This window comes from Halalkalibacter alkalisediminis (assembly GCF_028610705.1).
In the GTDB taxonomy this organism is placed as follows: Bacteria; Bacillota; Bacilli; order Bacillales; family Bacillaceae_D; genus Halalkalibacter; species Halalkalibacter alkalisediminis.
Map to the genome: position 1 here is coordinate 129,369 of NZ_JAQQWT010000007.1, position 26,068 is coordinate 155,436.

Sequence of the window (26,068 nt, forward strand, 5' to 3'; positions counted from 1 at the left end):
TGGTGAAAGGGGGAATTCAAAAATGAAAAAAATCGCTATGTCAGTCGCGGCTGCAACTATGCTATTAGGTGGTCTTGCAGGGTGTGGCGCAGATAATCAAGCAACAGATATGGGTGCTAACAATTATCAGACAGGGGCTAGAGCGCAGGATATGCGTGATGGTAGGGCCGCTACAGGTCGTCACCAGGGAGAAGGACCATTAACAGACATGATGACTCGTGATAATCGTACGACCACTGGGTTAGGGACAGACAGATCTGGTCAACATGGTTTAGGTCAGCGTGGTGGATTTGGTACAGGTACAACTCAAGGACAAGGTCGTACTGGACAAACCGGTCTAGGTGGCGGCTTATTTGGTGGCCAAGGTGGCGCAGGAACTGGCGCTGGCCAAGGTGGTTTGTTTGGTGGACAAGGTACAGGGCATACTGGTCAAGGTGTTACAGGATATGGAAGAACAACTGGTTTAGATGTAGGTCAAGGTCGAGCTGGTGGGTTCTTCGGTTTAGAAAGAGATGGCAGAGGTCAAGGTGCGCGTACCCATTTGAGCAATTACCAAACACGTGGAAATCGTGATGGTGTTCATTATAGCAATACTGGGCGCGATACAGTGGGTACAACAAACCAAGGCTTATTTGGAACTCAAGGTGCACAAGGTATGTTCGGTCGCCAAGGTACAGATGCAGGGGCAGGACGTGCAGGGTTAACTGGTGGAAACCGTCCTGGTATGGTGGATGAAGACGGAATTTTACGTGGTCGAGCACGTGGAGGAGCTGGAGCTCTAGGGACTACTCAAGGACACCGTCGTCAAGGTCATGGTGCTATGAACTTGGAGGGACGAGGCACAACAAATCAAGGTATGGGTCTAGATCGAGGAACTGAAACAAGACGTGGAACAACGGGGCTTGGTAACCGTACGGGCGTTCACCAAGGTCAAGGTACAGTAAATTACCATAAAGATTATGACGGTCAAACAGTTCAACGTATGGTAGATCGAATTGAAGATGTCGATGGTGTAGACGAAGCTCGTGTTATCGTACATGATAACGATGTTGTTATTGGTATTACTGCCAAAGATGATATCGATAATGTAAAGAAAGAAGTTGAACGAACTGCAAAAGGTCTAGCTGATAATAAAAATGTACGTGTTGTTACTGATAACGATGCAGTTGGACGTATTAGAACGATGGATAACCGATTACGTACTGGTACGGCTTTCGAAGAGATTGGCGCAACCTTTACAGAAATGCTAGGTGATTTAGGTCGAGCTGCACAACGTCCATTTGAACGTTCTCGCTAATAATAAATGAAGAGCAGTAGGGTTAAAACCTACTGCTCTTTTTTAGACGTAATTCGTTCAAAATCGAAATGTCAATTTAAGTAAAAATAAATGAATGGTTACTTCCATTTGTGGGCAACATTAGCCTATGATGGAAGTTATTTTTCTGTAACTTTTGGTTAAGTTTGTAAATTATTCGATGGTGGTGAAAAGCTGATGAACCAATTTCAACGAATTCAGCGAAGTGTATTCTCCTTTTTTCTTTGCGTGATCATTGCCATTTCAGGTTTTTTGGTCTGGAATTCAGCAGTAATTGAAGGAAGTCAAAAGGAAAAAGAGAGTCAAGAGTCTAAAACCGTCACTGTAATGGGACCACAAACAATTAATGTGATTCTTGAACGTGTATATTTAGATGGAGAAACAAGCCAAGAGAAAGTTCAGGAAACCATTTGGTCGACTGAAGATTTTTGGGCTTTTTATGAAGATTGGGTACTCGTCGACCAGAATGAAAACGAAATGATTTTTAGAAAGGAAATTGATGACATTTCCCCTCTTTTAAAAATGAATGGTTATTTTGGAATTACCGAAGAAGGTATTCTTTCCATTTATGAAGGCGAACCAAATAAAGAAAGAGTCATTCAATCCTTTTTCCAATTAGATACTGCTAAATTGAAAAGTCAACAACATTCAGATCTAATGAGGGGCATCCCAGTTCAAGATCTTAAACATTACGAAGAAGTACTTCAAGTTTTTGGGCAATATAAATCTAAACAAATGTAATCGAAGGTGACTGAACAATTTTGTAAATACAAAATTGTTCAGTCACCTCTTTCTGTATAAATGACGATTTCTCGTTTTTTATGCTAAAATAGAAATAAATGTTCGCATAATAAAGGGGAGTAAGCAGTTGATTGAATATATAAGTGGCAAATTGGTTGATATTGAAACACAATACATTGTCGTAGATCACCATGGTTTAGCCTATCAAATTTTTTGCCCTAACCCATATACGTATCAAACAAATGTCGGGCAGGATGTGCTCATTTATACATATCATTATGTAAGAGAAGATTTAATTCGACTTTTTGGTTTCAAATCAAAGGAAGAAAGAGCCTTATTTGAGAAATTGTTAAATGTATCAGGCATTGGACCTAAAGGAGCGTTAGCTATTTTAGCCACAGGACAGCCTGAACATGTTGTTCAGGCTATAGAAGAGGAAGATGAAACTTATCTTGTGAAATTCCCGGGGGTAGGAAAGAAAACGGCAAGGCAAATTATTCTTGACTTAAAAGGAAAACTAGATGATTTTGCTCCTAATTTGTTCAAGCAAGAAACGGTTGCCTTAACTTTAAAGTCAAAAGAAAATGAATCTTTAGAAGAAGCGCTTGAGGCTTTGCGTGCACTTGGTTATGTGGAGAAGGAGCTTAAAAAGGTACGTCCTCATTTAGAGGAAGAAGAAATGTCAATTGATGGTTATATTAAAAAAGCTCTTAAGTTGATGTTGAAGGTTTAGTCTGGAGGTGTATAACGTTGGAAGAAAGAATGATTTCGGCCGAGGCTAACAGTATAGAAAACGTTCTTGATCAATCAATAAGACCCCAAAAACTAGAGGAATATATTGGCCAAGAAAAAGTTAAGAATAATCTTCAAATTTTTATGGAAGCGGCTAAAATGCGTGAAGAATGTTTAGATCACGTGCTTTTTTATGGGCCTCCTGGTCTTGGGAAAACGACGTTGTCGGGTATTATTGCTACTGAGATGGGGGTTCAAATGCGTACGACATCAGGTCCTGCGATTGAACGCCCTGGCGATTTAGCTGCTATATTAACGGCACTTGAGCCGGGTGATGTCCTTTTTATTGATGAAATACATCGGTTAAATCGTATGGTTGAAGAAGTTCTTTATCCTGCCATGGAGGATTTTTGTTTAGATATTGTGATAGGTAAAGGTCCAACAGCTCGTTCTGTCCGGCTTGATTTACCTCCATTTACGTTAGTGGGGGCAACGACACGAGCCGGAATGTTGTCTTCGCCTTTAAGAGATCGTTTTGGTGTTTTAGCTCGTTTAGAGTACTATACAGAAAAAGAATTGGCCATCATAGTAAAGAGAACGGCAGAAGTTTTTGAAACTGAGATCGAAGAGGGAGCGTCTTTAGAAATTGCAAGAAGATCCCGAGGAACCCCACGAATTGCAAATCGTCTACTTCGGCGTGTACGCGATTTTGCTCAAGTTAAAGGAAATGGGAGAATCACTTTGCAATTAGCTCAGAGTTCACTTGAGGAATTACAGGTAGACAGATTAGGGCTTGATCATATTGACCATAAATTATTATATGGAATGATTGAAAAATATCGTGGTGGACCTGTTGGTTTAGACACAATATCAGCTACAATTGGGGAAGAACCTGACACGATAGAAGATGTTTATGAACCTTATTTACTGCAGATCGGGTTTATTCAAAGAACGCCAAGAGGAAGAGTCGTTACACCTGCTTGTTACGAACACTTCAATCTGGAGGTTCCTAAGTAATGAATTCGTTTCCCAAAATTTTAATAGCAATCGGTATTTTTTTGGTTCTTATCGGTGTGATTTCGCTTGTTGTCGGAAAATTTATTCCACTTGGGAAACTTCCAGGTGACATTTTAATAAAAAGAGAAAATTCAACATTTTATTTTCCAATTGTGACCAGTATCGTCATAAGTATTGTTTTATCTTTATTATTTTTTATCATTGGTCGATTTCGTTAAGTGTTGCAACGTAGTATGAGATTCGGTATGATTACAAAGATGTATATGGACGGATTATTAAAAAAAGCAAAAGGTGAATCAGAATATGAATGTAGAAGACTTTGATTTTCATTTACCAGAAGAGTTAATTGCCCAGACGCCGCTTCTTGATAGGACGGCGTCTCGTTTGCTTGTCCTTGATCGAAAAACAGGAGAAACAAAAGATCGAGACTTTGTTTCCATTATCGATGAACTGAATGCTGGCGATTGTTTAGTGTTAAACGATACACGGGTATTGCCAGCGAGGTTATATGGGACTAAAAATGAAACGGGGGCAAGTATAGAGGTTTTACTATTGAAACAAACAGAGGGTGATGAGTGGGAGACGCTTGTCAAACCAGCCAAACGAGTAAAAGAAGGAACCGTTATTTCTTTTGGGGATGGTCGGCTTACTGCGGAATGTACAGGGGAAGCTGGGCATGGTGGACGTCTTCTCAAAATGAAATACGAGGGGATCTTCCATGAAATTTTAGATGAATTAGGAGAAATGCCACTTCCACCTTATATAAAGGAAACGCTTCCTGATCAAGAGCGTTATCAAACCGTTTTTGCTAAAAATCGAGGATCAGCAGCTGCGCCAACGGCCGGATTGCATTTTACTACAGAGCTTCTTGAACAAATTCAGCAAAAAGGAGTTCATCTTGCATTTATCACTTTGCACGTTGGATTAGGGACGTTTAGACCAGTAAGCGTTGAAAATGTGGAAGAACACGAAATGCATGCTGAATTTTACCAGATGAGTGAGGGTACAGCCAGACTGTTAAAATCGGTTAAGGAAAATGGAGGAAGAGTTATAGCTGTTGGTACCACTTCAGCTCGGACGCTTGAAACAATCGTTCGAGATCACGGTGACTATGAAGAGGCTTCTGGTTGGACGTCCATCTTTATTTATCCTGGGTATGAAGTAAAGGGCTTCGATGGTTTATTGACCAATTTTCATTTACCTAAATCGACATTAGTTATGCTTGTTAGTGCGGTGGCAGGTAAGGATCCTGTCATCAATGCTTATAAACACGCAGTTGAACAGAGATATCGCTTCTTTAGTTTTGGAGATGCGATGTTTATCCGCTAAAGGAGGAAGGAACATGGCAGCAATTACGTATGAACATATTAAGACATGTAAACAATCAGGAGCCAGGCTTGGACGGGTTCATACACCGCATGGGAGTTTTGAAACACCGATTTTTATGCCTGTGGGAACATTGGCTACTGTAAAAACAATGAGTCCAGAAGATCTTTATGATATGAACGCGCAAATTATTTTGAGCAACACGTATCATCTTTGGTTAAGACCTGGTCATGATATCATTAAAGAAGCAGGAGGGTTACACAAATTTATGAACTGGAACCGTCCGATTCTAACAGATTCAGGAGGATTTCAGGTCTTTAGTTTGAGTGACTTGCGTAAGATTGAAGAAGAGGGTGTCCATTTCCGAAATCATCTAAATGGCGATAAGTTATTTTTAAGTCCAGAAGGAGCAATGGAAATTCAAAATGCATTAGGATCTGATATTATGATGGCATTTGATGAGTGTCCACCGTATCCAGCTGAATATGATTATATGAAGAAGTCAGTAGAGAGGACAAGTCGTTGGGCTGAGCGCTGCGTGAAGGCCCATGCAAGACCAGAGGACCAAGGTTTATTCGGTATTGTTCAAGGTGGAGAATACGAGGACTTACGTAGAAAAAGTGCAGAGGATTTGGTTTCCCTTGATTTTCCAGGTTATGCAGTAGGAGGCCTTTCTGTAGGGGAGCCAAAGCATGTAATGAATCGTGTCCTTGAGTTTACAACTCCTCATTTACCGACCGATAAACCTCGATACTTAATGGGGGTTGGATCTCCTGATGCATTAATTGATGGAGCGATTCGCGGTATTGATATGTTTGATTGTGTGTTACCAACTAGAATTGCAAGAAATGGAACTCTAATGACAAGCGAAGGAAGACTTGTTGTACGAAATGCGAAATACGCTCGAGACTTTAGACCGCTTGATGAAAATTGTGATTGCCATGTCTGTCAAAATTATTCTAGAGCTTATATTCGTCATTTAGTAAAATGTGAAGAAACGTTCGGATTTAGACTAACCTCTTATCATAATCTCTATTTCCTGTTAAACTTAATGGAGCAGGTTAGACAAGCGATACGAGAAGATCGATTACTTGATTTTAGAGAAGAGTTCTTTGAGCAATATGGTTTTAATAAACCAAATGCGAAAAATTTCTAACTATAAGGAATCAAAAAGTATATTGAGCTTGTCCTATTCAACATGTTTAATTAATGAAGGGGGGGAAAATGATGGAGATATTTGGAACATTGCTACCACTAATTCTAATGTTTGCGATTTTTTACTTCTTACTAATTCGTCCACAACAAAAGAAGCAAAAGGCAATTCGTGAGATGCATAACTCATTACAACGTGGGGACAAGATTGTTACCATTGGAGGGCTACATGGTACGATTGACTCAGTTGATGAAGATGTAATGGTCATTCTTGTGAACGATAACCGTAAGCTTACTTTTGATCGTGCAGCTGTACGTGAAGTTGTAAATCCTGATTGATTAGTACAAAAGAAAAGCGCAGCGATTTCGCTGCGCTTTTCTTTTTCCTAATTACTTATTACTTGAAAGATTAACTCCAATAATGCCTCCGATAGCTGCAGCCGCAATATAGCCTCCATGATACATATACTGCTCGCTCGTAAAGCTATTATCATACCCTAAATACTGAATAAGAAATGTTAACAAGGAGAATAACATGGCCGTTACAGCTCCAGCAATCCATCCTCTTTCCTTAGCTTTCGCCCCAGAAATGGTTCCCCCTAAAAACATAGTAATGAAAGCAACGCTGGTTATAAGCCATTTCACTGAGTGTTCGGTGAAGGAAGTAAACGCTAGTACAAGTGAAACAACAAGACTAAAAGAAAGAGCGATCACGAGAATCGTTGTTAACCCAAATAAAACGGCAGGAATAAATCCACGATAAGTCAAAACACTTCTCTCCTTTCATAATAAAATTACATCTGCTTATTACAGCTTATTCAGGCTTGTTCAAAATAGACGCATTATTTGTTTGTCTAGTGAAATTTGGACATGTTTCAAACGAGCTTGTCATAAGATGGTAGAAATGTGAGGAGAGGAGTACAAACATGGGGGTAACCTTAGCTTTAATCATTTTTCTATGTAGTTATTTTTTTATTATTACTGAGAAATTAAATCGAGCTGTCATTGCCTGCTTTGGTGGGGTACTCATGCTTGTATTTGGTGTATATGAGATTAATGCTGCCTTTTTGCACCATATAGATTGGCATACGATTACTCTTTTACTGGCAATGATGATTTTAGTTTCTATTACAAGTCAAAGTGGTTTCTTTGAGTATGTAGCCGTTTCTTTAGCGAAAGCGGTAGGGGGGAGACCTGTACCGCTTCTTATTATGATCTCGACGTTAACAGCCTTTGGATCAGCTTTTTTGAATAATGTTACAACGGTTTTGTTAATTGTTCCGATTATATTCACCTTAACATCCTTACTTAAGCTTCCGGCTGTTCCATTTCTAATCACAATCGTAATGGCTTCGAATATAGGAGGGACAGCGACTTTAATCGGCGATCCACCCAATTTGATGATAGGTCAAGCTGTGAGCCACTTAACGTTCAATGATTTTCTTTTTCATCTAAGTCCGGTAGTCATCTTAATCTTTGCCGTGGTTATTTTAGGATTAGTGGCTCTTTACAAAAAGGAGTTGGTCATATCTAAAGAGGATCAAGCTAAAATTCTTGCCATTAATCCAACTACATATATTAAGGATAGAAAACTTCTTATTAAATCAGTATCTGTGCTAACTTTAACAACTTTAGGATTCGTTATTCAACCGTTTATCCAAGTTGACTTAACAAGTATTGCGATGGTTGGGGCGCTATTATTAATGTTAATCACCCATGAAGAGCAAGAAATGGAAGAGGTTTTCCGTTCTATTGAATGGGTAACACTTTTTTTCTTTATCGGGTTATTCATGCTTGTGGGTGGATTGAAGGAAGTAGGAATCATTGATGAAATTGCCAAATCGATTATTTATTTTACAGAAGGTGACCTACCTAAAACAGCGTTGATCATACTTTGGGGATCAGGGATTTTATCTGGGTTTGTCGATAATATACCTTTTGTTGCTGCGATGATTCCTGTCATATTAGAATTTCAGGAATTTGGAATGAATAATCTTGAGCCATTGTGGTGGGCTTTAGCCTTAGGTGCTTGTTTAGGCGGTAATGCGACAATAATTGGAGCGACTGCGAACGTAATCGTTGCAGGAATGGCAGTGAAAGCGAGACACCCATTTAGTTATTGGGAATTTTTAAAGGTTGGCTTGCCAGTTGCCATCGTATCTTTCATTATTTCTACTGTGTACTTATATTTCCGCTATCTAAGTCAGTTTATGTAGGCTTTTTCCAAAAGCTTCAAATCATGTGTTCTCCTCCTTCGGTCATACTAAAGTTAGATATGTCGCAAGGAGGAGAATTTAATGGATTACATGACAATCATGCTAAGAACCATATTCATTTACTTCATTATTCTCTTTGTTCTGCGATTTATGGGGAAGAGAGAAATTGGACAATTGTCTGTTTTGGATTTTGTTGTCTCAATTATGATTGCCGAGCTTGCTGTTGTATCTATAGAAAATATTGATGTTCCGATGATGTATTCCATTATACCGATTGTAATCTTATCGACCATTCAAATAGCATTAGCTCTAATTTCTTTAAAAAACAATCACTTAAGAAAGTTAATTGACGGGAAACCTTCTGTCTTAATCAATGAGGGGAAGATTGATGAGAAAGAAATGAGAAAACAAAGGTATAATTTTGATGACCTTCTCGTACAACTTAGACAAAATAAGATCAGTAAACTTTCGGATGTGGAATTTGCTATTTTAGAGCCTTCTGGCAAACTATCCGTTATCGAGAAGCAAGAGGGTGAAGAGCATCAGCCTATGATGCCACTGCCATTAATATTAGATGGCAAAGTTCAAGACGAACATTTAAACCAAATTAAACAAACTCCGTTATGGCTACGTCAGCAAATGCGTAAACTGGGATATCGGGATATAAAAAAGATTTCGTATTGTGCATTAAAAGACAAAGATACATTTTTTGTGGATTTAAAAGATGAAAGATGATAAAAAGCTCTGCCTCTTGACTCTTGGTCAAAGGGCAGAGCTTTTAAGTGAGAATGAGATTTGCCTTTTTCATCCCAAGCCTCACGAGGTGAAAAAGGCAACATTTAGATTCTTTATTGATGACTTTATGAACGCGGGATAAGGGAGCTAACCCATTTTCCGATAATAGGAATGCGTAGTGCTTCTTCATGCTTTATTAAGCCTAAAATAAGCATTAAAGTGCTGTAGAATACAGTAGTTAGGCCAATGGCTAATAATGTTTGCCACAATAGAGTGAACGAAGGAAAGGCAAACTGTGAAAGGAGGTAACCGACCCAAGTTGAAGCCCCGATGAGGATAATGGATTTTCCTACCATCTTTGTGTCAATGGTAAAGCTAATTGTCTTCGCAACAGAAGCAAAGTGGAGTAATGTGACTAAAACAAAGCCTATCACTATCGCTAATGCCGCTCCCATAATTCCTAGTTCTGGCCTTGAAGCAAGTACAAATATGGCCGCTATCTTGATTACTGCACCGAATAAACTATTCATCATTGCAGCTTTGGCTAGATCAAGTGCTTGTAAGGTAGATTGTAGGGGGCCTTGAAAATATAAAAAGATACTAAATGGAGCCATTAGCTTTAAGTAAGAAGCAACAGTAGGAGCATCATACATTAAATCCATAATTACATCAGCGTATACATATAGAATCACTGCAGATATTCCGCCTGATAACAAGGCTAATCTTAGCGCTTGGTTTAAGCGATGGTGAATGGTTTTATAATGATTATTGGCAGCCGCCTCACTAATGGCCGGAACAAGCGATACAGACAAAGAATAGGTTATAAACGTTGGTAATAAGAGAACTGGTATAACAAATCCAGCTAATTCTCCGTACTGTCTTGTTGCAATGACCGTAGCTACTCCAGCAAGGGCTAAGCTTTGAGCAACAACAATTGGCTCAAAAAATAAAGAGATAGACCCAATCAGCCGGCTTCCTGTTGCAGGAAGAGAAATGGCCATTAAGTCACGAAAGGTTTGTTTTCCTTCTTTTGCATAAGAGAAAAAGTGACGTCTCAATCTGAAACGTTTCTTTTGCTTAAACATAAAGATCATGTAAATTAAAGACGCGAGTTCTCCCATCACAACTGAAATCATCGCTCCTGCTGCTGCGTATTCAATACCCATTGGGAGGAAGGCTGTTGTCATGAGCGCAACGAGTGTAATTCGGACAACTTGCTCAATGACTTGAGAATAAGCTGTGGGCTTCATGTTTTGACGACCTTGAAAATACCCACGCATGACAGAGGATAAGGCAACTATTGGAACAATAGGAGCAATGGCAATTAATGGGTAATAAGCTCGTGCGTCTGTTAAAAGATAATTAGCCACAAATGGTGCAAAGGCAATCATGACTACTGTGAAAACAATACTTAAAATACTCGTAAGCGTAAGTGACACAACAAGGATACGCTTAATTCTTTGTCGATCATTTTTCGCTTCTGCTTCTGCGACTAACTTTGAAATGGCAACCGGTAAGCCAAGTTGTGTTAAGGTAATGACGAGGAGCAAAGTTGGTACGGCCATCATATAAAGTCCGACCCCTTCTGCACCCATTATTCTAGCAACAACGATTCTATTCACGAAGCCTAGGAATCTTGTGATAAGACCGGCGATAATTAAAATGAATGCTCCTTTAAGAAATGTTTGCTTCGTCATGTATAGCCCCTACCTTCATAAAAAAATGATGGATATTTTGCGCTATTATTTATATGCTTAATAGTGGGGCAAGCATGACAAGTAGTTAGATAGTTTATTACAGAAACACCATTTTCTTTTTTAGAAGAACTATAAAAGCGTTAAGTGTAGTCAACACAAAATTGGCATACAACTCCTAGGAGATCTCAACTTTAGAGAGGAAGATTAAAATTGAAAGAAGCCATTAAACAGTTTATATTTGACCATTTTGCATTTTTACCACCTGAATTACTGGTTGTATTTATTTCGGCCTTACCTATTCTTGAATTACGCGGAGGTATACCAGTTGCTCACCAATTGGGTTTTTCATATTGGGAAGCCCTCATTTATGGAATTGGAGGAAATTTGTTACCGATTATCCCAATCCTTTTGCTGTTTCAACCGATTAGCAAATGGATGTTGAGATTTACTGTTTATAAACGTTTTTATGATTGGCTATACAACCGCACGATGAGAAAAAGTGATAAAGTAGAAAAGTTCGGTGCCATCGGATTAATTTTATTTACAGCGGTTCCGCTTCCTACTACGGGTGCTTACTCTGCATGTCTAGCTGCGATTCTTTTCTTTATTCCATTTCGATATGCCTTTACGGCGATTGCAACTGGGGTTGTAATTGCAGGTGTTGCCGTTACGAGTTTCATGTATTCTGTCTTTTAAGAAAGTTTATCCTTTCGTTTATCATTGAGAACTCAAACTTGTTTGACAAATTATTAAAGGTCAAAGACCTTGCTGACATGGCAAGCCTTGTTTTATTTGAGAAGGTTTGCCATGTCTAGTGATGTCAATGTTACTAGAGGAGGATAAATAATGGGAGAAAAACAGCAATTTGAAATATGGCGTAGTGATATTGAACCTGCTCTAATCAGTAAATTAGATGAACTTCATTTCCTTGGTTATGATCGTGCTACCGTTGATGATGTTTGGAATTGTGTGCTGCATCAGCTTAGAAAGAAAAAAGAATTTATGCATTTACACCACTTTGTGAATGAGGTCTTAACACTTAAGCCTCAAACATTTATGAACTGGCTTACAATCGAAGCTTATTCTGATCCAAGCGATTGGTTTGCTAAATATGAAGGTTAGAGGAAATTGACAGTGAATTTCTGGAAAAGCTATAATAGTAGTATTGTGTTTGGAATGAAACGGGTTCAAGATGACCATCTTTACATAATAAAGGACAAGCATTCTTAGTTTGAGGTTTAAGAATGATTTACTAATATTTACGTTTTATGTACTAGAGATTGAAAGGTAAGAAAAAACAAGACACTGCTTAAAATCTTTTTAGCAGATGGTGAGTTTTTCTAAGGAGGAATAAGAGGAATATGAAAAAAGGGCGAATTTTCGCTTTTTTCCTGATAGTTGCAATCCTTGCAGGCTTAATTAGTACAACTGTTATGGGGATTGCGAAGGAAATAAAGCTTGGGCTAGATCTTCAAGGTGGATTTGAGATTTTGTATAAAGTCAAACCAGCCAATGAGGGAGATATTATTAATAATGATGCTTTAAGAGCTACGGTAAGTGCACTTAATCAAAGGGTTAACGTACTAGGTGTATCAGAACCGAATATTCGAATTGAAGGGGATGACCGAGTCCGGGTTCAATTAGCAGGGGTGGATGATCAACAAACGGCACGTGAACTCCTTGCAACAGAAGCAAGTCTAACAATTCGAGATGTGTATGATGAAGTGTTAGTAGATGGGGCTGATTTGAGTCAAAACGGTGCAAGTGCTACATTTCACCCCGACACGAATGATCCAATTGTGACCCTAACACTTAAGGATGCTCGCCAAATGGAGCAAATTTCAAGAGATATGATTTCAAGAGATCCAGCTGAGAATTTGTTAGTGATGTGGCTTGATTTTGAAGAGGGTGTGGACTCTTATGTGAATGAAGCGATGAAAGCAGATCCTAAATATTTATCAGCTGCAACTGTCATGGGTGTGATCCCTGGGAATACGGCAACGATTACAGGTAATTTCACTGTTGAAGAAACACAATTTTTAGCAGAGGTATTAAACGCAGGGGCGTTACCGGTTAAACTGGAAGAGTTATTTTCAAATTCCGTTGGTGCTTCTTTAGGAGAACAAGCCATGCAAAAAACGGTATACGCTGGATTTATTGGCGTAGTGTTAATTTTTATCTATATGCTTTTCTATTACCGTTTTATGGGTATTATTGCTGTTATCACGTTAACGACTTATATTTATCTTGTGTTACTTGTATTTAATTGGATGAATGCCGTTCTTACATTACCGGGTATTGCCGCGTTAATCTTAGGGGTGGGTATGGCGGTCGATGCCAACATTATTACGTATGAACGAATTAAAGAAGAGATTCGTTCAGGAAAATCAATTATGTCTGCGTTCAAATCAGGAAGTCGTAGATCACTTTCAACCATTCTAGATGCGAATATTACAACGATTTTAGCGGCTTCTGTTCTATTTGCTTATGGGACAAGCTCTGTTCAAGGGTTTGCAGTGATGCTAATAGTAAGTATATTAATGAGTTTTATTACGGCTGTGTATGGCTCAAGGCTCCTTCTTGGGTTGTGGATAAATAGCCGAGCTTTGAATAAGAAATATCGTTTGTTCGGTGTAAAGGAAGGTGAAATCAGTGAGCTTTAATTTTCAAAATAAGGAGATCGATTTCGTCAAGCATCGAAAGAAGTTTTTTATTTTCTCAGGTGCCTTTACATTGCTAGGAGTTATTTTGCTCCTTACATTAGGATTAAACCTTGGCATTGATTTTGAAAGTGGATCACGAGTAGATTTATTAGCTCCCAATACATTAACGGCCGAGGAAGTGCGTGAGGATTTTTCTCAAATTGGTGCAGGTTACACGCCTGACGACATTCAGCTTGCTGGTGATAATAATGAAATGGCTAGTGTTGGTTTTATTGGTGTATTAACTCCAACGGAAATAGCTGAAATTCAATCATATTATGGTGATAAATATGGGGCAGAGCCTAGCATTAGCACGGTTGACCCTATTATTGGTAAGGAACTAGCAAGAAATGCTTTATTTGCCGTTTTAATTGCGTCAGTCGGAATCATCATTTATGTGACAATTCGATTTGAGTTTTTATACGGGGTTGCTGCAATTGTGGCTTTGTTGCATGATGCTTTTTTCATCATTGCCGTTTTCAGCTTACTGCAAATAGAAGTCAATGTTCCTTTTATAGCTGCAGTACTTACCATTGTGGGTTATTCGATAAATGATACCATTGTAACCTTTGATCGAATTAGAGAAAATATGAAACTGGCCAAACGAGTCAAAGACTTTAATGACTTAGCAAGCATTGTGAACAAAAGTTTAGTTCAAACGCTAGCTCGTTCGATCAATACCGTTTTGACAGTTGTATTTGCAGCTGCCGCAATCTTTATTTTCGGTGGAGAAGCCATTCGTTCTTTTGCCTTTGCCTTACTCGTTGGGCTCGTAGCTGGAACATACTCTTCCATGTTTCTTGCTTCTCAACTTTGGTTGATTTGGAAAGCGAAACAAATAAAGAAAAATAAGTTCAATGCAAAGCAACAACCTGAAGGAGAACCAACTATATAAATTAGGGAATGCAGCCAAGAAGACCAAGTCGCGTACTAAAGATTTGGTCTTTTTGTTTTCAGTGTCGTAATAAGACCTTTATTCAAGTTTAATTTAAACCGATTTTTTTGGAAAATAGAATGATGTTCACTTATGATGGTAAAATAAGTACAGCATTTATGATTATAGGCATAGACTAAAAATGAAGATAAAAGTAGGTGTTTGTTTGTCTGAAGCAGATGTACGTTATCGGAAAGTTAGGTTCGCTGCATGGGTTGGGATTATTGGAAATATCATATTAGCAGCTATTAAAGCAGTGATTGGGATTATGTCAAACAGTCGTGCGTTAGTGGCGGATGCGGTTCACTCCGCATCAGATGTAGTCGGTTCTGTAGTTGTACTTATAGGAGTCCGGGCTGCTAAATTACCTCCAGATCGAGATCATCCTTACGGACATGGGAAAGCAGAGTCTGTGGCAGCGATTATTGTGTCAGTATTGTTATTTATTGTAGGTTTTGAAATTGCTTTGGGGGCATTTAAGTCTTTTTTTGAACCGGTAGAAGTTCCAAAGATTATTGCTATTTATGCCGTTATCTTTTCGATCGTTGTAAAAGAATTAATGTTTCGATACAAGTATAATTTGGGTAAAAAATATAAGAGTGAAGCTTTAATAACGGATGCGTGGCATCATCGTTCTGATGTCTTCTCTTCGTTTGCCGCGCTAATTGGGATAGGGGCTGCTTTACTTGGTGGATATTTAAATATCCCTTGGCTCGTATACGGTGATTCGCTAGCTAGTGCCTTTGTTGCGATCCTAATTGGGAAAATGGCCTGGTCTCTAGGGAAACAATCGATTCACAATGCTTTGGACCATGTGATGCATGAAGAGGATACGGTAGAAATGATTAAAGCTGCTAATGATGTGGAAGGTGTCCTTAATATTGATGAATTTTTTGCAAGAGAGCACGGACATTATGTCATCATTGATATTAAAGTGGCAGTCGATCCATCAATAACAGTAAAAGAAGGCCATGCCATTGGTAAACAAGTAAAGGAGCGGTTATTAAAAGAGAAAAATGTTCATGATGTGCTAGTGCATATTAACCCGTATAAGAAATTAGAATCTTAGAGAGGGGATGGAGTGATGAGGGGACAGTGGAGCTTAATTATTGGATTAATTGTCGCCATTCTTATTGCTGTTTTTGCCGTCATTAATGTGGATGCAGTAAGAGTAAATTATTTATTTGGTCATGCAGAATGGCCATTAATTCTTGTTATTTTAGGATCTGTTTTTATGGGAGCTATTGTGGCCGGAACGGTAGGAATGCTTAGAATTTACCAATTACAAGCAGAAATAAAACGTGTAAAAAAACAAAGTGTAACAGATTCGAATGCGATCGAGTCAGCATCACCTTCTAAAGAGGGAGCAATCGATAAGGGCAATTCCTAAACGGAGTGCTAAGACGAAATAGTTCCTAGTTAAACATAAATAGAGTTGCTGAAACAGAAGCTTCAAACAAAGCAAGCTCACCCTCATTGATTGGTCGTTGTAACCCCTTGAATGCTCCTGTATAATGAGAGATTCAAGGGGTGTTTTTGATGTTAAAATCTAAAGCAAGATGGAAAATTAAAGAACAAGCATCCAGTCAAGTCGATCAATTAGTAAACGAGTTGAATATTGCGCCTTTAGTTGCCAAGCTTCTAATTAATCGAGGCTTTGACACGGTGGAGTCAGCAAGAAGATTTATATATAAAGATGAAATGGTTTATCATGACCCATTTTTATTAGATGATATGGAAAGAGTCGTTACTCGAATTCAATCGGCGGTTGAACAGAATGAGAAAATTCTTATTTTTGGAGATTATGATGCCGATGGAGTGAGTAGTACGGTAGTTATGTATTGTGCTTTAAAGTCACTTGGAGCCGTTGTAGATTTCTATATACCAAATCGATTTACGGAAGGCTACGGACCGAATGAACCAGCGATACGAAAAGCGAAGGAACAAGGCTATGGATTAATCGTTACGGTAGATACAGGAATTGCTGCTGTTCATGTAGCAAATGTAGCAAAGGAAATTAACCTTGACTTTATTGTAACTGATCATCATGAAGCTCCACCTATATTACCTGATGCTTATGCCATTGTTAATCCGAAAAAGCCAGGTTGCCCTTATCCATTTAAAGGACTTGCTGGGGTTGGTGTCGCTTTTAAAGTAGCGCATGCCTTACTCGGAAGAATTCCAAAAGAATGGTTAGATATTGTTGTTATTGGCACGGTTGCCGATCTCGTTCCACTTGTAGATGAAAATCGCTTACTCGTAATGGAAGGCCTTCATGCTCTTCAATCTACAGAGAAGCCTGGTTTAATCGCTTTAAAGAAAAAGTGTGGGATTTCATCTCAAGTCGTACAAGCAGACCATGTTGGATTTGGAATCGGTCCAAGAATAAATGCAGCAGGACGGCTTGATTCGGCCGATCCTGCTGTTGCTTTGCTTTTATCTGAGTCGCATGAAGAAGCGGAACAGTTGGCTTCTGAGATTGATGATTTAAACAAAGAAAGACAAGCAGTTGTGAGCGACATTACGGAAGCTGCTATTCAAGTGGTTGAAGATCAATTCCCCCCTAATGAAAATGAAGTTTTAGTCATCGCTGGGGAAGGCTGGAATGCAGGAGTTATTGGAATTGTTGCGTCACGTCTTGTGGAACGATATTACAGACCGACAATTGTTTTAAGTATCGATGCTGAAAAAGGACTTGCCAAAGGATCAGCAAGAAGTATTGAAGGTTTTGATATGTTTGCAGAGTTATCAAAGAGCCGTGATATTTTGCCACATTTTGGAGGACATCCAATGGCAGCAGGCTTAACAATGAATGCAGATGATTTAGTAGAGTTACGAACAAGACTTTGCAAGCAAGCAAGAGAAGTATTGACAGTAGATGACTTTAAGCCGGTTACATCGATTGATTTAGTGGCAAGTGTAGATGATGTTTCAGTTAATGTCATTAAGCAACTAGAACAACTTGCTCCTTTTGGAGTTTCAAATCCTACTCCTAAAGTGTTAATTCAAGACGTTCATTTGGATCAAATGAGAAAAATTGGTAGTGAGTCTAATCATTTAAAAGTAGGCTTCACTCAAAATGGAGCGACGTTAGATGGAATTGGGTTTCATCTTGGTTATTTAAGTGAGGAAATTACAGCACAAGCTAAAGTCTCAGCTGTTGGGACCTTGTCCATTAATGAATGGAATAACCATATAAAGCCCCAATTAATGATTGAAGATGTTGCGGTTTTAGAGTGGCAATTATTTGACTGGCGTAGCATTCAGAGAAACAGATTAATTGAAAGACTCTCAACGATTCCTGCAGAAAACAGAGTTTTACTTGCTTTTCGAGAAAATACGAAGGATACATTAGGACTTCACCAGTTTGATATCACACACATAGATGGGAATACTAATGAGCAGGACCTATCTAATAAAACAGTTGTTTTATTAGATATACCAGAAGAACGAGAGCAATTAAAAAGACTATTTTCTGCTTATGAAGCACCAAATCGGATTTATGCGATATTCCACCATGAGGAGGACTCATTTTTTACATCGAATCCTAATCGTGAACATTTCAAGTGGTTCTATGCTTTTCTTTTAAAGAGAAAATCATTTAATATAAAAAAGCACAGTGAAGAGTTAGCCAAATATAAGGGTTGGTCGCGCCATACGATTGATTTCATGTCAAAGGTGTTTTGTGAGCTTGGTTTTGTTACAATAGACGATGGAATCTTAAACGTAGCTGAAAATCCAGAAAAAAAGAGCTTAGATGAATCAAAGACATATCGAAGAAAACAAGAGCAAGCCTTTATAGAGAATGATTTTGTATACTCATCCTACATGGATTTAAAGCAATGGTTCTCACAAGTGGTAAAAGAAAAATTACTAGATGAAAAGACGATCAAGGAGACGGTGTAAAAATGGATTTTAAGAAATATATTCAAATTGTTGAAAACTACCCAAAAGAAGGAATTCGCTTTAAAGATATCACAACACTCATGCAAGATGGAGCTGCTTACAAAGCTGCGATTGATGAGATGGCGGCTTTTGGTAAAGATAAAGAAGTAGATGTCGTTGTCGGACCAGAAGCGCGCGGCTTTGTAGTCGGTTGTCCAATTGCATACACGCTAGAAGCTGGTTTTGTTCCTGTAAGAAAAGCAGGAAAATTGCCACGTGAGGTTATTTCCGTAGACTATGGTCTCGAATATGGGAAAGATAGCCTTACGATCCACAAAGATGCTATTCAAAAAGGACAGCGAGTATTAATTGCTGATGACTTGTTAGCTACAGGTGGAACGATTGAAGCTACTGTTAAAATGGTAGAGGAACTTGGTGGAGTAGTAGTTGGAATAGCATTTATGATTGAATTAGGATATTTAGATGGACGGGCTCGTTTGGATCAATATGACTTGTTCTCTTTAATGACGTATAATTAATGATCATAAAAGGGTGACTTTAGGACACTTAGCACTGTAAAAGGATTGTGCGAAATTAATCTTTTAAAGGCTTAAAATGTCGAGTGAGTCACCCTATATTATTATGTAGCCACTGAAAAAGGAAAAACCACCCCTTTTTCAGTAGCCTCTTTATTATTTCCATTACTTTTTCACTCTTTTTCCTTTACATAGGTCTGAAACTTACCCATAATATAAAGAAATATTGAATCGTAAATAGGTGATTCCATGACGATAGATCAAGTATTAGAAAAAGCTAGTCAGTATTTAAATGCAGAAGACGTGGCTTTTTTAAGAAGGGCATATGAATTTGCGGAGAAGTCCCATGAAGGACAGTATCGTAAATCAGGTGAGCCGTATATTTTACATCCCATCCAAGTAGCTGGAATAATAGTGGGGTTAGAACTTGACCCCAACACAGTGGCCGCTGCATTTTTACATGATGTAGTTGAAGATACAGACGTTACCGTAGATGAACTTGAGAAAGAATTTAATGAACAAGTCGCTATGCTAGTTGATGGTGTAACGAAATTAAAGAAATTCAAGTATAAGTCCAAGGAAGAACAACAAGCTGAAAATCATCGAAAAATGCTTATTGCTATGGCCAAGGATATTCGTGTCATTTTGATTAAATTAGCGGACCGTTTGCATAACATGCGTACGCTGAAATTTATGCCGCCAGAAAAGCAGCGTGTTACTTCAAATGAAACGTTAGAGATCTTTGCGCCACTTGCGCACAGGTTAGGGATATCAACGATTAAATGGGAATTAGAAGATACCGCATTACGTTACCTTGATCCGCAACAATATTACAGAATTGTTAATTTAATGAAAAAGAAGCGAGCTGAAAGAGAGAAATACTTATCTGAGGTCATGGAAACGATTAACGAAAATCTGTTAGAAGTACAGGTTGAGGCAGAATTATCAGGGCGTCCAAAACATATTTATAGCATTTATCGAAAAATGATTATGCAAAACAAACAGTTTAATGAGATTTATGATCTATTAGCTGTACGGATTATGGTTAATAACATCAAGGATTGTTATGCAGTCCTAGGTGTCATTCACACGTGTTGGAAACCGATGCCGGGTCGTTTCAAAGATTATATTGCGATGCCTAAGGCAAATATGTACCAATCTCTTCATACAACCGTTGTAGGTCCTTTTGGTGACCCGCTTGAGGTCCAAATTCGTACAGAAGAGATGCACCGAATCGCTGAATATGGGGTGGCAGCACATTGGGCCTATAAAGAAGGCAAGCAAGTCTCTCAAAATAAGAATACGTTTGAGGACAAACTTAGTTGGTTCAGGGATGTCATTGAGTCTCAGACAGAAACGAACGATGCGCAAGAATTCATGGAATCTTTGAAGATGGACTTATTTTCGGATATGGTTTTTGTTTTCTCTCCAAAAGGAGATGTGGTTGAATTACCCGCAGGCTCTGTCCCGCTAGATTTTGCTTATCGGATTCATAGTGAAATTGGTAACCGCTGTATTGGCGCCAAAGTGAATGGGAAAATGGTCACGCTTGATCATCGATTAAATACGGGAGATATCGTTGAGGTTCTAACGTCTAAACATTCGTATGGACCAAGTCAAGACTGGTTAAAAATCACCAAATCATCACATGCAAAAAATAAAATTAGACAGTGGTTTAAAAAGGAACGTAGAGAAGAGAATGTCGAAAAGGGAAGAGAGCTCGTTGAAAAAGAAATCCGAGCCCTTGATTTTGAACCAAAGGATGTCTTAACGGCTGAAAATATTTCAGACGTAGCCAATAAATTTAGTTTTACTGGAGAAGAAGATATGTTTGCCGCTGCAGGTTATGGTGGCATTAGCGTGAAACAGATTGTGAATCGGATGACGGAGAAGTTAAGGAAGCAACAAGATCAAGAATTAGAAGAAAAATCTTTACAAGCTGCGCTTTCCGATGTACAAACACATAGACCAAAGAAGAAAGTGAACTCAGGTGTGACGGTTAAAGGTGTTGATAATTTACTAATTCGTCTTTCTAGGTGCTGTACGCCTGTTCCTGGTGATGAGATTATTGGTTATATAACAAAGGGACGTGGAGTTTCCATTCACCGCTCTGACTGTGCAAATGTTCAAAATGAAGAGGCACAGGGAAGATTACTAGAAGTAGAATGGGAAGGCGATGTTCAACAAAGTAAATCTTATAATGTCGATATTGAAATATCGGCCTTTGATCGTAATGGTCTGTTAAATGAAGTATTACAAGCGATAACTGAATCAAGGACGGTCATAAATGCCGTTTCTGGACGTTCTGATCATAAACAAAAGGTAGCAACCATTCACTTGACCATTTCGATTCATAATATAGACCATTTACACAAAGTCGTAGATAAAATTAAACAACTAAAAGATATATACTCAGTTCGAAGAGTGATGCATTAGAGGTGAGGAAATGAGAGTTGTCCTTCAAAGGTCAAAGAATTCTTCTGTAACAGTGAATAATGAAGTGGTCGGCCAAATTGACTTTGGTTTAACTTTATTAGTAGGTGTGACTCACGAAGACACATTAGAAGATGCTGAATATGTAGCAGATAAGATTGTAAATTTGAGGATTTTTGAAGATGAGTTTGGGAAAATGAATCATTCATTGATCGACGTTGGAGGGGATATATTATCTATTTCCCAATTTACCCTCTATGGAGACTGCAAAAAAGGAAGACGTCCTAATTTCATGGCTGCAGCTAAACCTGATGTAGCAGAATCCATTTATAATCAATTTAATGAGATTCTACGTTCAAAAGGAATTAAAGTTCAAACAGGAGTATTTGGAGCGATGATGGACGTCGCGATCTCAAATGATGGTCCGGTTACGTTGATTATTGAAAGTAAATAAAGCTAAATTCTGTTGCAATTCTAGTAGTGTAAAAAGAAAATTCTTCTGGCATGTAATTTTTTCTCTTTAAAAGGGCAAAATAAGAGAAAAGATTTGGAAGGATTGAAAAATATGCGCTCTAGTATGCGTCAACAAATGCATCACAACAGTTTGCAACCACTTTTTAATATGGACTATCATAACTTTGTCGAGAGAGAAAGTCAGAATACTAATATGGAATTAGCTTCAGAATTTGGTTTGTCATTAAGAGATGTTAAATTATTAAAGAACAAATTAAATCGCAATTAACCTATTGACAGTTGACTTGAACATTCGTATGATAATAAACAACTAATTACAAAACAAAGACAATTCCGACGAAGAGGCACAGTAGTTAAGGGAGCAGATAGAAAGAGAGGAGAGGTCATGGCTGAGAGCCCTCCATATTTGTCTTAACGAATGAACACCTATGAGGAGTTTTTCTGAACGTCATATGACTAATAGGAAAAAACGTATGCAGGCGTTAACTGTACAAAGTGGAAGCAGTAGATTGCTTCAATTTAGGGTGGTACCACGGGTTTAACTCTCGTCCCTGATGATTTTCATCAGCGACGGGAGTTTTTTCATTTCCTCAAAAAGGTCGTCTTTTACCTTTTTGAGGAAATGAAATGCAATGAGCACAGCGTGTGGAGCCATTGCCAGGTTTTAACTCTGATCAAGCAAATGCTCAGTTTAAATATTGTGTGAGTTAGTTCAAACCAAGGCTCAGAAAGGGCGCGGGCATTGCAGGTTTTAATTCTTTATAGGTGAGCACCACATGAAACCATTTATCGCAAAAAGTTTGGAGGAAACAAAATGAGTATTCAAATCCCGCGTGGAACGCAGGATATCTTACCAGGTGAAATCGAATTATGGCAGTATATCGAGGAAAAGGCTAAAGATGTTTGTCGCAGATTTAACTATCAAGAAATAAGAACACCTATTTTTGAACATACAGATTTATTTCAAAGAGGTGTTGGTGACACAACCGATATCGTCCAACGAGAAATGTATACGTTTGAAGATAGAGGGAAGAGAAGTATCACATTACGTCCTGAAGGGACTGCTGGTGTCGCTAGATCATACGTTGAGAAAAAAATGTATGGACAAGCGAATCAACCGACAAAACTCTATTACAATGGACCTATGTTCAGATATGAACGTCCACAATCAGGAAGGATGCGTCAATTTGTTCAATTTGGAGTAGAGGCAATTGGTAGTTCAGACCCAGCTATTGATGCGGAAGTTCTTGCATTGGCGATGAGTATTTACGAAGAATTAGGATTAAAAGAAGTGAAATTGGTATTAAACAGCCTTGGCGATAAAGAGAGTAGAGACGCTCATCGTCAAGCGTTAATCAAACATTTTAAACCTAATATTAGCGAATTCTGTGAAGACTGCCAGAATCGTTTAGAAAAAAATCCACTAAGAATTTTAGACTGTAAAAAGGATCGTGACCATCCACTAATGTCGACGGCACCTTCAATTCTTGATTATTTGAATGAAGAATCAAAGACATACTTTGAAAAAGTAAGGGATCATCTTGATCAAATCGGTATTCCTTACGTGGTTGATCCAACTCTTGTACGTGGTCTTGATTATTATTACCATACAGCCTTTGAGATTATGGCTGAGGGAGAAGGATTTGGTGCGATTACGACACTTTGTGGCGGTGGAAGGTATACGGGATTGGTTGAAGAATTAGGAGGTCCTTCATCACCTGGGATCGGATTTGCATTCAGTATTGAACGTTTAATTATGGCATTAAAAGCGAAAAATCAAGTGATCCCTTCAGCTCCTAAATTAGACTGTTATGTCGTTTCGTTAGGTGATGAAGCGAAGGATAAAACGGTCGAGCTTGTGCATCAACTTAGAAAAGCAGGACTTAGTGCAGATAAGGATTACTTAGACAAAAAGATGAAAGCTCAGTTTAAAGCAGCTGATCGCCTTGAAGCCCGTTACACAGCGATACTTGGTGATAATGAGTTAACAGAGGGGAAAATTAATGTGAAAGACATGGAAACAGGTGATCAAGTTGAAGTTGAACTTGGTGCATTCATAAATTATATAAAAGAGAAAACAGTAGGGGGTAAGTAAGATGATAGGAAGAACACATCATTGTGGAATGCTTCGAGAAGAACAAGTAGGTGAAAAGGTTGAATTAAAAGGATGGGTACAAAGACGCCGTGATTTAGGGCAGGTCGTTTTTTTAGATTTACGTGATCGTTCAGGAATCGTTCAAGTTGTTTTTAGTCCTGAGGTGAATCAAGAAGCTCTTTCAACTGCAGAAAGAATTCGTAATGAATATGTAATTGAGGTTGAGGGAGAAGTCGTTTTGCGTGACCCCAAAACAGTTAATAATAAGATCTCTACAGGTAACATTGAAATTCATGCGACTAAAGTGAGTATTTTAAATGCCTCTAAGCCTCTACCATTTCAAATTGAAGCTAATACAGATGCATCAGAAGATGTCAGATTAAAATATCGTTATCTAGACCTTCGCCGTCCAGACATGCAAGAAACATTTAAACTGCGCCATCAGACAACGAAGTTAATTCGTAACTTCTTAGATGAAGAAACGTTTATGGAGATCGAAACACCGATGTTGACGAAAAGTACACCCGAGGGAGCTCGTGATTATTTAGTACCAAGTCGTGTCCATCACGGTGAGTTCTATGCCTTGCCACAATCTCCGCAATTGTTTAAACAATTATTAATGGTATCAGGTTTTGAACGTTATTATCAAATTGTTCGTTGTTTCCGTGATGAAGATTTACGTGCCGACCGTCAACCTGAGTTTACTCAAGTCGATATTGAAACATCTTTCATGGATAAAGAAGACTTATTAGCGATGACGGAAAACATGATGGCTAAGATTATGAAAGAGACTAAAGGAATTGATATTTCATTGCCGTTCCCTCGTCTTACATATGATGATGCGATGAATCGCTTTGGTTCGGACAAGCCAGATCTTCGTTTTGGAATGGAGCTAATCGAGCTTTCTGATGTGGTCAAGGATGCTGATTTTAAAGTATTCCAAAGTGCATTAGCTAGTGGTGGAACGGTCAAGGGGCTTAACCTTAAAGGTGGAGCGGATAAGCTATCTCGTAAAGAAATAGATGCTTTAACTGATTTTGTAAAGCAGTATGGAGCGAAAGGCCTAGCTTGGTTAAAAGTAGAAGAGGAAGGCCTAAAGGGACCAATAGCAAAGTTCTTTGATGAGGAAGTAGTTTCTTCATTACAAGTAGCTCTTCAAGCCGAAGTTGGAGATTTATTATTCTTTGGAGCTGATAAAAAACAAATTGTTTTTGATAGCTTAGGCGCATTGAGATTGAAATTCGGTAAGCAGTTTGATCTGATAGATCAAAATCAATTTAACTTCCTTTGGGTTGTTGACTTTCCTCTTGTTGAGTACGATGAAGATGCTAAGCGTTATGTGGCTTTACATCATCCATTTACAAGTCCAAAGAAAGAAGACTTAGAACTTCTAGCAACGGACCCTGCAAGTGTACGTGCAGACGCGTATGACCTTGTGTTAAATGGTTATGAGCTTGGAGGAGGCTCTCAACGTATTTATCAACGTAATATTCAAGAGCAAATGTTTAAAGCATTAGGTTTTTCTGAAGAAGAAGCGCGCGAGCAATTTGGCTTCTTACTTGAGGCGTTTGAATATGGAACTCCTCCACATGGTGGAATTGCTCTAGGATTGGATCGTTTAGTTATGTTGCTAGCTGGACGTACAAACTTACGTGACACGATCGCTTTCCCGAAAACAGCAAGTGCGAGTGATTTATTAACGAATGCGCCAAGTGGAGTAAGTGTCGAGCAACTAATCGACTTAAATTTATCAGTCATTGGAAAAAAAACTGAAAAAGTGAATGTATAATTGACAGAAAATAACTTATAACATATAATCACTATAAATTAATATGAACGTTTGAATAATCAAACTTATCCAGAGAGGCGGAGGGAACTGACCCTGTGAAGCCCGGCAACCGTTTTGCAAGCCATGCAAAAAAAGGTGCTACATTCAGCAGAATGGTACCATTCTGAAAGATAAGTAAAGGCTGCTGAAACCTTTCCTTATTGGAAAGGTTTTTTGCATATAGAGGCTCAATTCAACGGCCAACCATGTGTTAGTTAGAATTAAGTATAGAAGTTGAAAGAGGGGACAC

24 protein-coding genes, 1 riboswitch and 1 other annotated feature are annotated in these 26,068 nt (G+C 38.6%); of the genes, 22 read left to right on the forward strand and 2 right to left on the reverse strand.

Translation table 11 applies throughout. From position 1 onward, the window contains the following. The first annotated feature begins 22 nt into the window (after nt 1-22). The 8 genes from PQ474_RS12970 to yajC all read left to right on the forward strand — a co-directional run bounded on the left by PQ474_RS12970 (nt 23) and on the right by yajC (nt 6,622). Nucleotides 23-1,297 (forward strand): YhcN/YlaJ family sporulation lipoprotein, encoded by a 1,275-nt coding sequence (locus PQ474_RS12970; protein WP_273843885.1) that lies wholly within the window; start codon nt 23-25, stop codon nt 1,295-1,297. 195 nt (nt 1,298-1,492) lie between these two features. Continuing rightward, the gene (locus PQ474_RS12975; protein ID WP_273843888.1) at nt 1,493-2,056 is read left to right on the forward strand and encodes an intercompartmental signaling factor BofC; all 564 of its coding nucleotides are present in this window, start codon (nt 1,493-1,495) and stop codon (nt 2,054-2,056) included. A 127-nt stretch (nt 2,057-2,183) separates the two neighbouring features. Continuing rightward, a complete protein-coding gene (ruvA, locus tag PQ474_RS12980) occupies nt 2,184-2,789 on the forward strand; it encodes a Holliday junction branch migration protein RuvA (RefSeq protein WP_273843889.1) in 606 nt (201 codons plus the stop codon). A gap of 17 nt (nt 2,790-2,806) precedes the next feature. Continuing rightward, nucleotides 2,807-3,805, forward strand: coding sequence for a Holliday junction branch migration DNA helicase RuvB (gene ruvB, locus PQ474_RS12985; protein ID WP_273843892.1), 999 nt, complete (start codon nt 2,807-2,809; stop codon nt 3,803-3,805). After that, nucleotides 3,805-4,023 (forward strand): DUF2905 domain-containing protein, encoded by a 219-nt coding sequence (locus PQ474_RS12990; RefSeq protein ID WP_273843894.1) that lies wholly within the window; start codon nt 3,805-3,807, stop codon nt 4,021-4,023. The genes ruvB and PQ474_RS12990 overlap by 1 nt, the downstream gene beginning before the upstream one ends. 85 nt (nt 4,024-4,108) lie before the next feature. Beyond that, complete coding sequence (gene queA, locus PQ474_RS12995; protein ID WP_273843896.1) at nt 4,109-5,134, forward strand: tRNA preQ1(34) S-adenosylmethionine ribosyltransferase-isomerase QueA; 1,026 nt, start codon at nt 4,109-4,111, stop codon at nt 5,132-5,134. 13 nt (nt 5,135-5,147) lie between these two features. Further along, nucleotides 5,148-6,287, forward strand: a complete 1,140-nt coding sequence (gene tgt / locus PQ474_RS13000; protein ID WP_273843898.1) for a tRNA guanosine(34) transglycosylase Tgt — start codon at nt 5,148-5,150, stop codon at nt 6,285-6,287. Between the two features lie 71 nt (nt 6,288-6,358). Then, nucleotides 6,359-6,622, forward strand: coding sequence for a preprotein translocase subunit YajC (gene yajC / locus PQ474_RS13005; RefSeq protein WP_273844066.1), 264 nt, complete (start codon nt 6,359-6,361; stop codon nt 6,620-6,622). Nucleotides 6,623-6,673: 51 nt separating this feature from the next. On the opposite strand, the gene PQ474_RS13010 is transcribed toward yajC, so the two are convergent. Further along, nucleotides 6,674-7,051 (reverse strand): TIGR04086 family membrane protein, encoded by a 378-nt coding sequence (locus PQ474_RS13010; RefSeq protein ID WP_273843901.1) that lies wholly within the window; start codon nt 7,049-7,051, stop codon nt 6,674-6,676. A 158-nt stretch (nt 7,052-7,209) separates the two neighbouring features. On the opposite strand from PQ474_RS13010, the gene PQ474_RS13015 reads away from it, so the two are divergent. Together PQ474_RS13015 and PQ474_RS13020 are read left to right on the forward strand one after the other, a co-directional pair. Further along, nucleotides 7,210-8,499: an ArsB/NhaD family transporter gene (locus PQ474_RS13015; protein ID WP_273843904.1), complete on the forward strand. Its 1,290-nt coding sequence runs from the start codon at nt 7,210-7,212 to the stop codon at nt 8,497-8,499. A gap of 81 nt (nt 8,500-8,580) precedes the next feature. Next, nucleotides 8,581-9,234, forward strand: coding sequence for a DUF421 domain-containing protein (locus PQ474_RS13020; RefSeq protein WP_273843906.1), 654 nt, complete (start codon nt 8,581-8,583; stop codon nt 9,232-9,234). A gap of 125 nt (nt 9,235-9,359) precedes the next feature. Here the strand turns inward: PQ474_RS13020 and spoVB are convergent, their stop codons facing one another. Next, complete coding sequence (gene spoVB, locus PQ474_RS13025; protein WP_273843908.1) at nt 9,360-10,931, reverse strand: stage V sporulation protein B; 1,572 nt, start codon at nt 10,929-10,931, stop codon at nt 9,360-9,362. A gap of 210 nt (nt 10,932-11,141) precedes the next feature. Between spoVB and PQ474_RS13030 the strand changes: the two genes are divergently transcribed. The 12 genes from PQ474_RS13030 (at nt 11,142) to aspS (ending at nt 25,779) form a co-directional block, all read left to right on the forward strand. Beyond that, nucleotides 11,142-11,627 carry a COG2426 family protein gene (locus PQ474_RS13030; protein WP_273843912.1) on the forward strand — a complete coding sequence of 162 codons (486 nt, stop codon included), beginning with the start codon at nt 11,142-11,144 and terminating at the stop codon, nt 11,625-11,627. Between the two features lie 150 nt (nt 11,628-11,777). Next, a complete protein-coding gene (locus PQ474_RS13035; RefSeq protein WP_273843915.1) occupies nt 11,778-12,053 on the forward strand; it encodes a post-transcriptional regulator in 276 nt (91 codons plus the stop codon). 239 nt (nt 12,054-12,292) lie between these two features. Further along, nucleotides 12,293-13,594, forward strand: coding sequence for a protein translocase subunit SecD (gene secD, locus PQ474_RS13040; RefSeq protein WP_273843918.1), 1,302 nt, complete (start codon nt 12,293-12,295; stop codon nt 13,592-13,594). Further along, complete coding sequence (gene secF, locus PQ474_RS13045) at nt 13,584-14,528, forward strand: protein translocase subunit SecF (protein ID WP_273843920.1); 945 nt, start codon at nt 13,584-13,586, stop codon at nt 14,526-14,528. Before secD ends, secF begins: the two co-directional genes overlap by 11 nt. A 181-nt stretch (nt 14,529-14,709) precedes the next feature. Further along, nucleotides 14,710-15,636, forward strand: coding sequence for a cation diffusion facilitator family transporter (locus PQ474_RS13050; RefSeq protein ID WP_273843922.1), 927 nt, complete (start codon nt 14,710-14,712; stop codon nt 15,634-15,636). Between the two features lie 15 nt (nt 15,637-15,651). Beyond that, the gene (locus PQ474_RS13055; protein ID WP_273843926.1) at nt 15,652-15,957 is read left to right on the forward strand and encodes a LapA family protein; all 306 of its coding nucleotides are present in this window, start codon (nt 15,652-15,654) and stop codon (nt 15,955-15,957) included. Nucleotides 15,958-16,106: 149 nt separating this feature from the next. Next, nucleotides 16,107-18,473, forward strand: coding sequence for a single-stranded-DNA-specific exonuclease RecJ (gene recJ / locus PQ474_RS13060; protein WP_273843928.1), 2,367 nt, complete (start codon nt 16,107-16,109; stop codon nt 18,471-18,473). Nucleotides 18,474-18,475: 2 nt separating this feature from the next. Next, the gene (locus PQ474_RS13065; RefSeq protein ID WP_273843932.1) at nt 18,476-18,991 is read left to right on the forward strand and encodes an adenine phosphoribosyltransferase; all 516 of its coding nucleotides are present in this window, start codon (nt 18,476-18,478) and stop codon (nt 18,989-18,991) included. 246 nt (nt 18,992-19,237) lie between these two features. After that, nucleotides 19,238-21,424 (forward strand): RelA/SpoT family protein, encoded by a 2,187-nt coding sequence (locus tag PQ474_RS13070; protein ID WP_273843934.1) that lies wholly within the window; start codon nt 19,238-19,240, stop codon nt 21,422-21,424. A 10-nt stretch (nt 21,425-21,434) separates the two neighbouring features. Next, nucleotides 21,435-21,875: a D-aminoacyl-tRNA deacylase gene (dtd, locus tag PQ474_RS13075; RefSeq protein WP_273843936.1), complete on the forward strand. Its 441-nt coding sequence runs from the start codon at nt 21,435-21,437 to the stop codon at nt 21,873-21,875. Nucleotides 21,876-22,222: 347 nt separating this feature from the next. Next, nucleotides 22,223-22,451: a binding site (T-box leader), on the forward strand. 258 nt (nt 22,452-22,709) lie between these two features. After that, nucleotides 22,710-23,990: a histidine--tRNA ligase gene (gene hisS / locus PQ474_RS13080; RefSeq protein WP_273843939.1), complete on the forward strand. Its 1,281-nt coding sequence runs from the start codon at nt 22,710-22,712 to the stop codon at nt 23,988-23,990. 1 nt (nt 23,991) lies between these two features. Then, entirely contained in the window at nt 23,992-25,779 is a 1,788-nt protein-coding gene (aspS, locus tag PQ474_RS13085) for an aspartate--tRNA ligase (protein ID WP_273843941.1), read from the forward strand. 62 nt (nt 25,780-25,841) lie between these two features. Further along, nucleotides 25,842-25,956, forward strand: a riboswitch (SAM riboswitch). Nucleotides 25,957-26,068 lie beyond the last annotated feature (112 nt).

What these genes read in the sequence shown, in the direction of transcription:
- yajC (WP_273844066.1), top strand. Translation starts at nt 6,359, where the DNA reads ATGGAGATATTTGGAACATTGCTACCACTAATTCTAATGTTTGCGATT.
- aspS (WP_273843941.1), top strand. Translation starts at nt 23,992, where the DNA reads ATGATAGGAAGAACACATCATTGTGGAATGCTTCGAGAAGAACAAGTA.
- PQ474_RS12975 (WP_273843888.1), top strand. Translation starts at nt 1,493, where the DNA reads ATGAACCAATTTCAACGAATTCAGCGAAGTGTATTCTCCTTTTTTCTT.
- PQ474_RS13065 (WP_273843932.1), top strand. Translation starts at nt 18,476, where the DNA reads ATGGATTTTAAGAAATATATTCAAATTGTTGAAAACTACCCAAAAGAA.
- secD (WP_273843918.1), top strand. Translation starts at nt 12,293, where the DNA reads ATGAAAAAAGGGCGAATTTTCGCTTTTTTCCTGATAGTTGCAATCCTT.
- PQ474_RS13015 (WP_273843904.1), top strand. Translation starts at nt 7,210, where the DNA reads ATGGGGGTAACCTTAGCTTTAATCATTTTTCTATGTAGTTATTTTTTT.
- PQ474_RS13050 (WP_273843922.1), top strand. Translation starts at nt 14,710, where the DNA reads ATGAAGATAAAAGTAGGTGTTTGTTTGTCTGAAGCAGATGTACGTTAT.
- PQ474_RS13020 (WP_273843906.1), top strand. Translation starts at nt 8,581, where the DNA reads ATGGATTACATGACAATCATGCTAAGAACCATATTCATTTACTTCATT.
- tgt (WP_273843898.1), top strand. Translation starts at nt 5,148, where the DNA reads ATGGCAGCAATTACGTATGAACATATTAAGACATGTAAACAATCAGGA.
- PQ474_RS12970 (WP_273843885.1), top strand. Translation starts at nt 23, where the DNA reads ATGAAAAAAATCGCTATGTCAGTCGCGGCTGCAACTATGCTATTAGGT.
- PQ474_RS12990 (WP_273843894.1), top strand. Translation starts at nt 3,805, where the DNA reads ATGAATTCGTTTCCCAAAATTTTAATAGCAATCGGTATTTTTTTGGTT.
- PQ474_RS13055 (WP_273843926.1), top strand. Translation starts at nt 15,652, where the DNA reads ATGAGGGGACAGTGGAGCTTAATTATTGGATTAATTGTCGCCATTCTT.
- recJ (WP_273843928.1), top strand. Translation starts at nt 16,107, where the DNA reads ATGTTAAAATCTAAAGCAAGATGGAAAATTAAAGAACAAGCATCCAGT.
- dtd (WP_273843936.1), top strand. Translation starts at nt 21,435, where the DNA reads ATGAGAGTTGTCCTTCAAAGGTCAAAGAATTCTTCTGTAACAGTGAAT.
- hisS (WP_273843939.1), top strand. Translation starts at nt 22,710, where the DNA reads ATGAGTATTCAAATCCCGCGTGGAACGCAGGATATCTTACCAGGTGAA.
- queA (WP_273843896.1), top strand. Translation starts at nt 4,109, where the DNA reads ATGAATGTAGAAGACTTTGATTTTCATTTACCAGAAGAGTTAATTGCC.
- spoVB (WP_273843908.1), bottom strand. Translation starts at nt 10,931, where the DNA reads ATGACGAAGCAAACATTTCTTAAAGGAGCATTCATTTTAATTATCGCC.
- PQ474_RS13070 (WP_273843934.1), top strand. Translation starts at nt 19,238, where the DNA reads ATGACGATAGATCAAGTATTAGAAAAAGCTAGTCAGTATTTAAATGCA.
- PQ474_RS13035 (WP_273843915.1), top strand. Translation starts at nt 11,778, where the DNA reads ATGGGAGAAAAACAGCAATTTGAAATATGGCGTAGTGATATTGAACCT.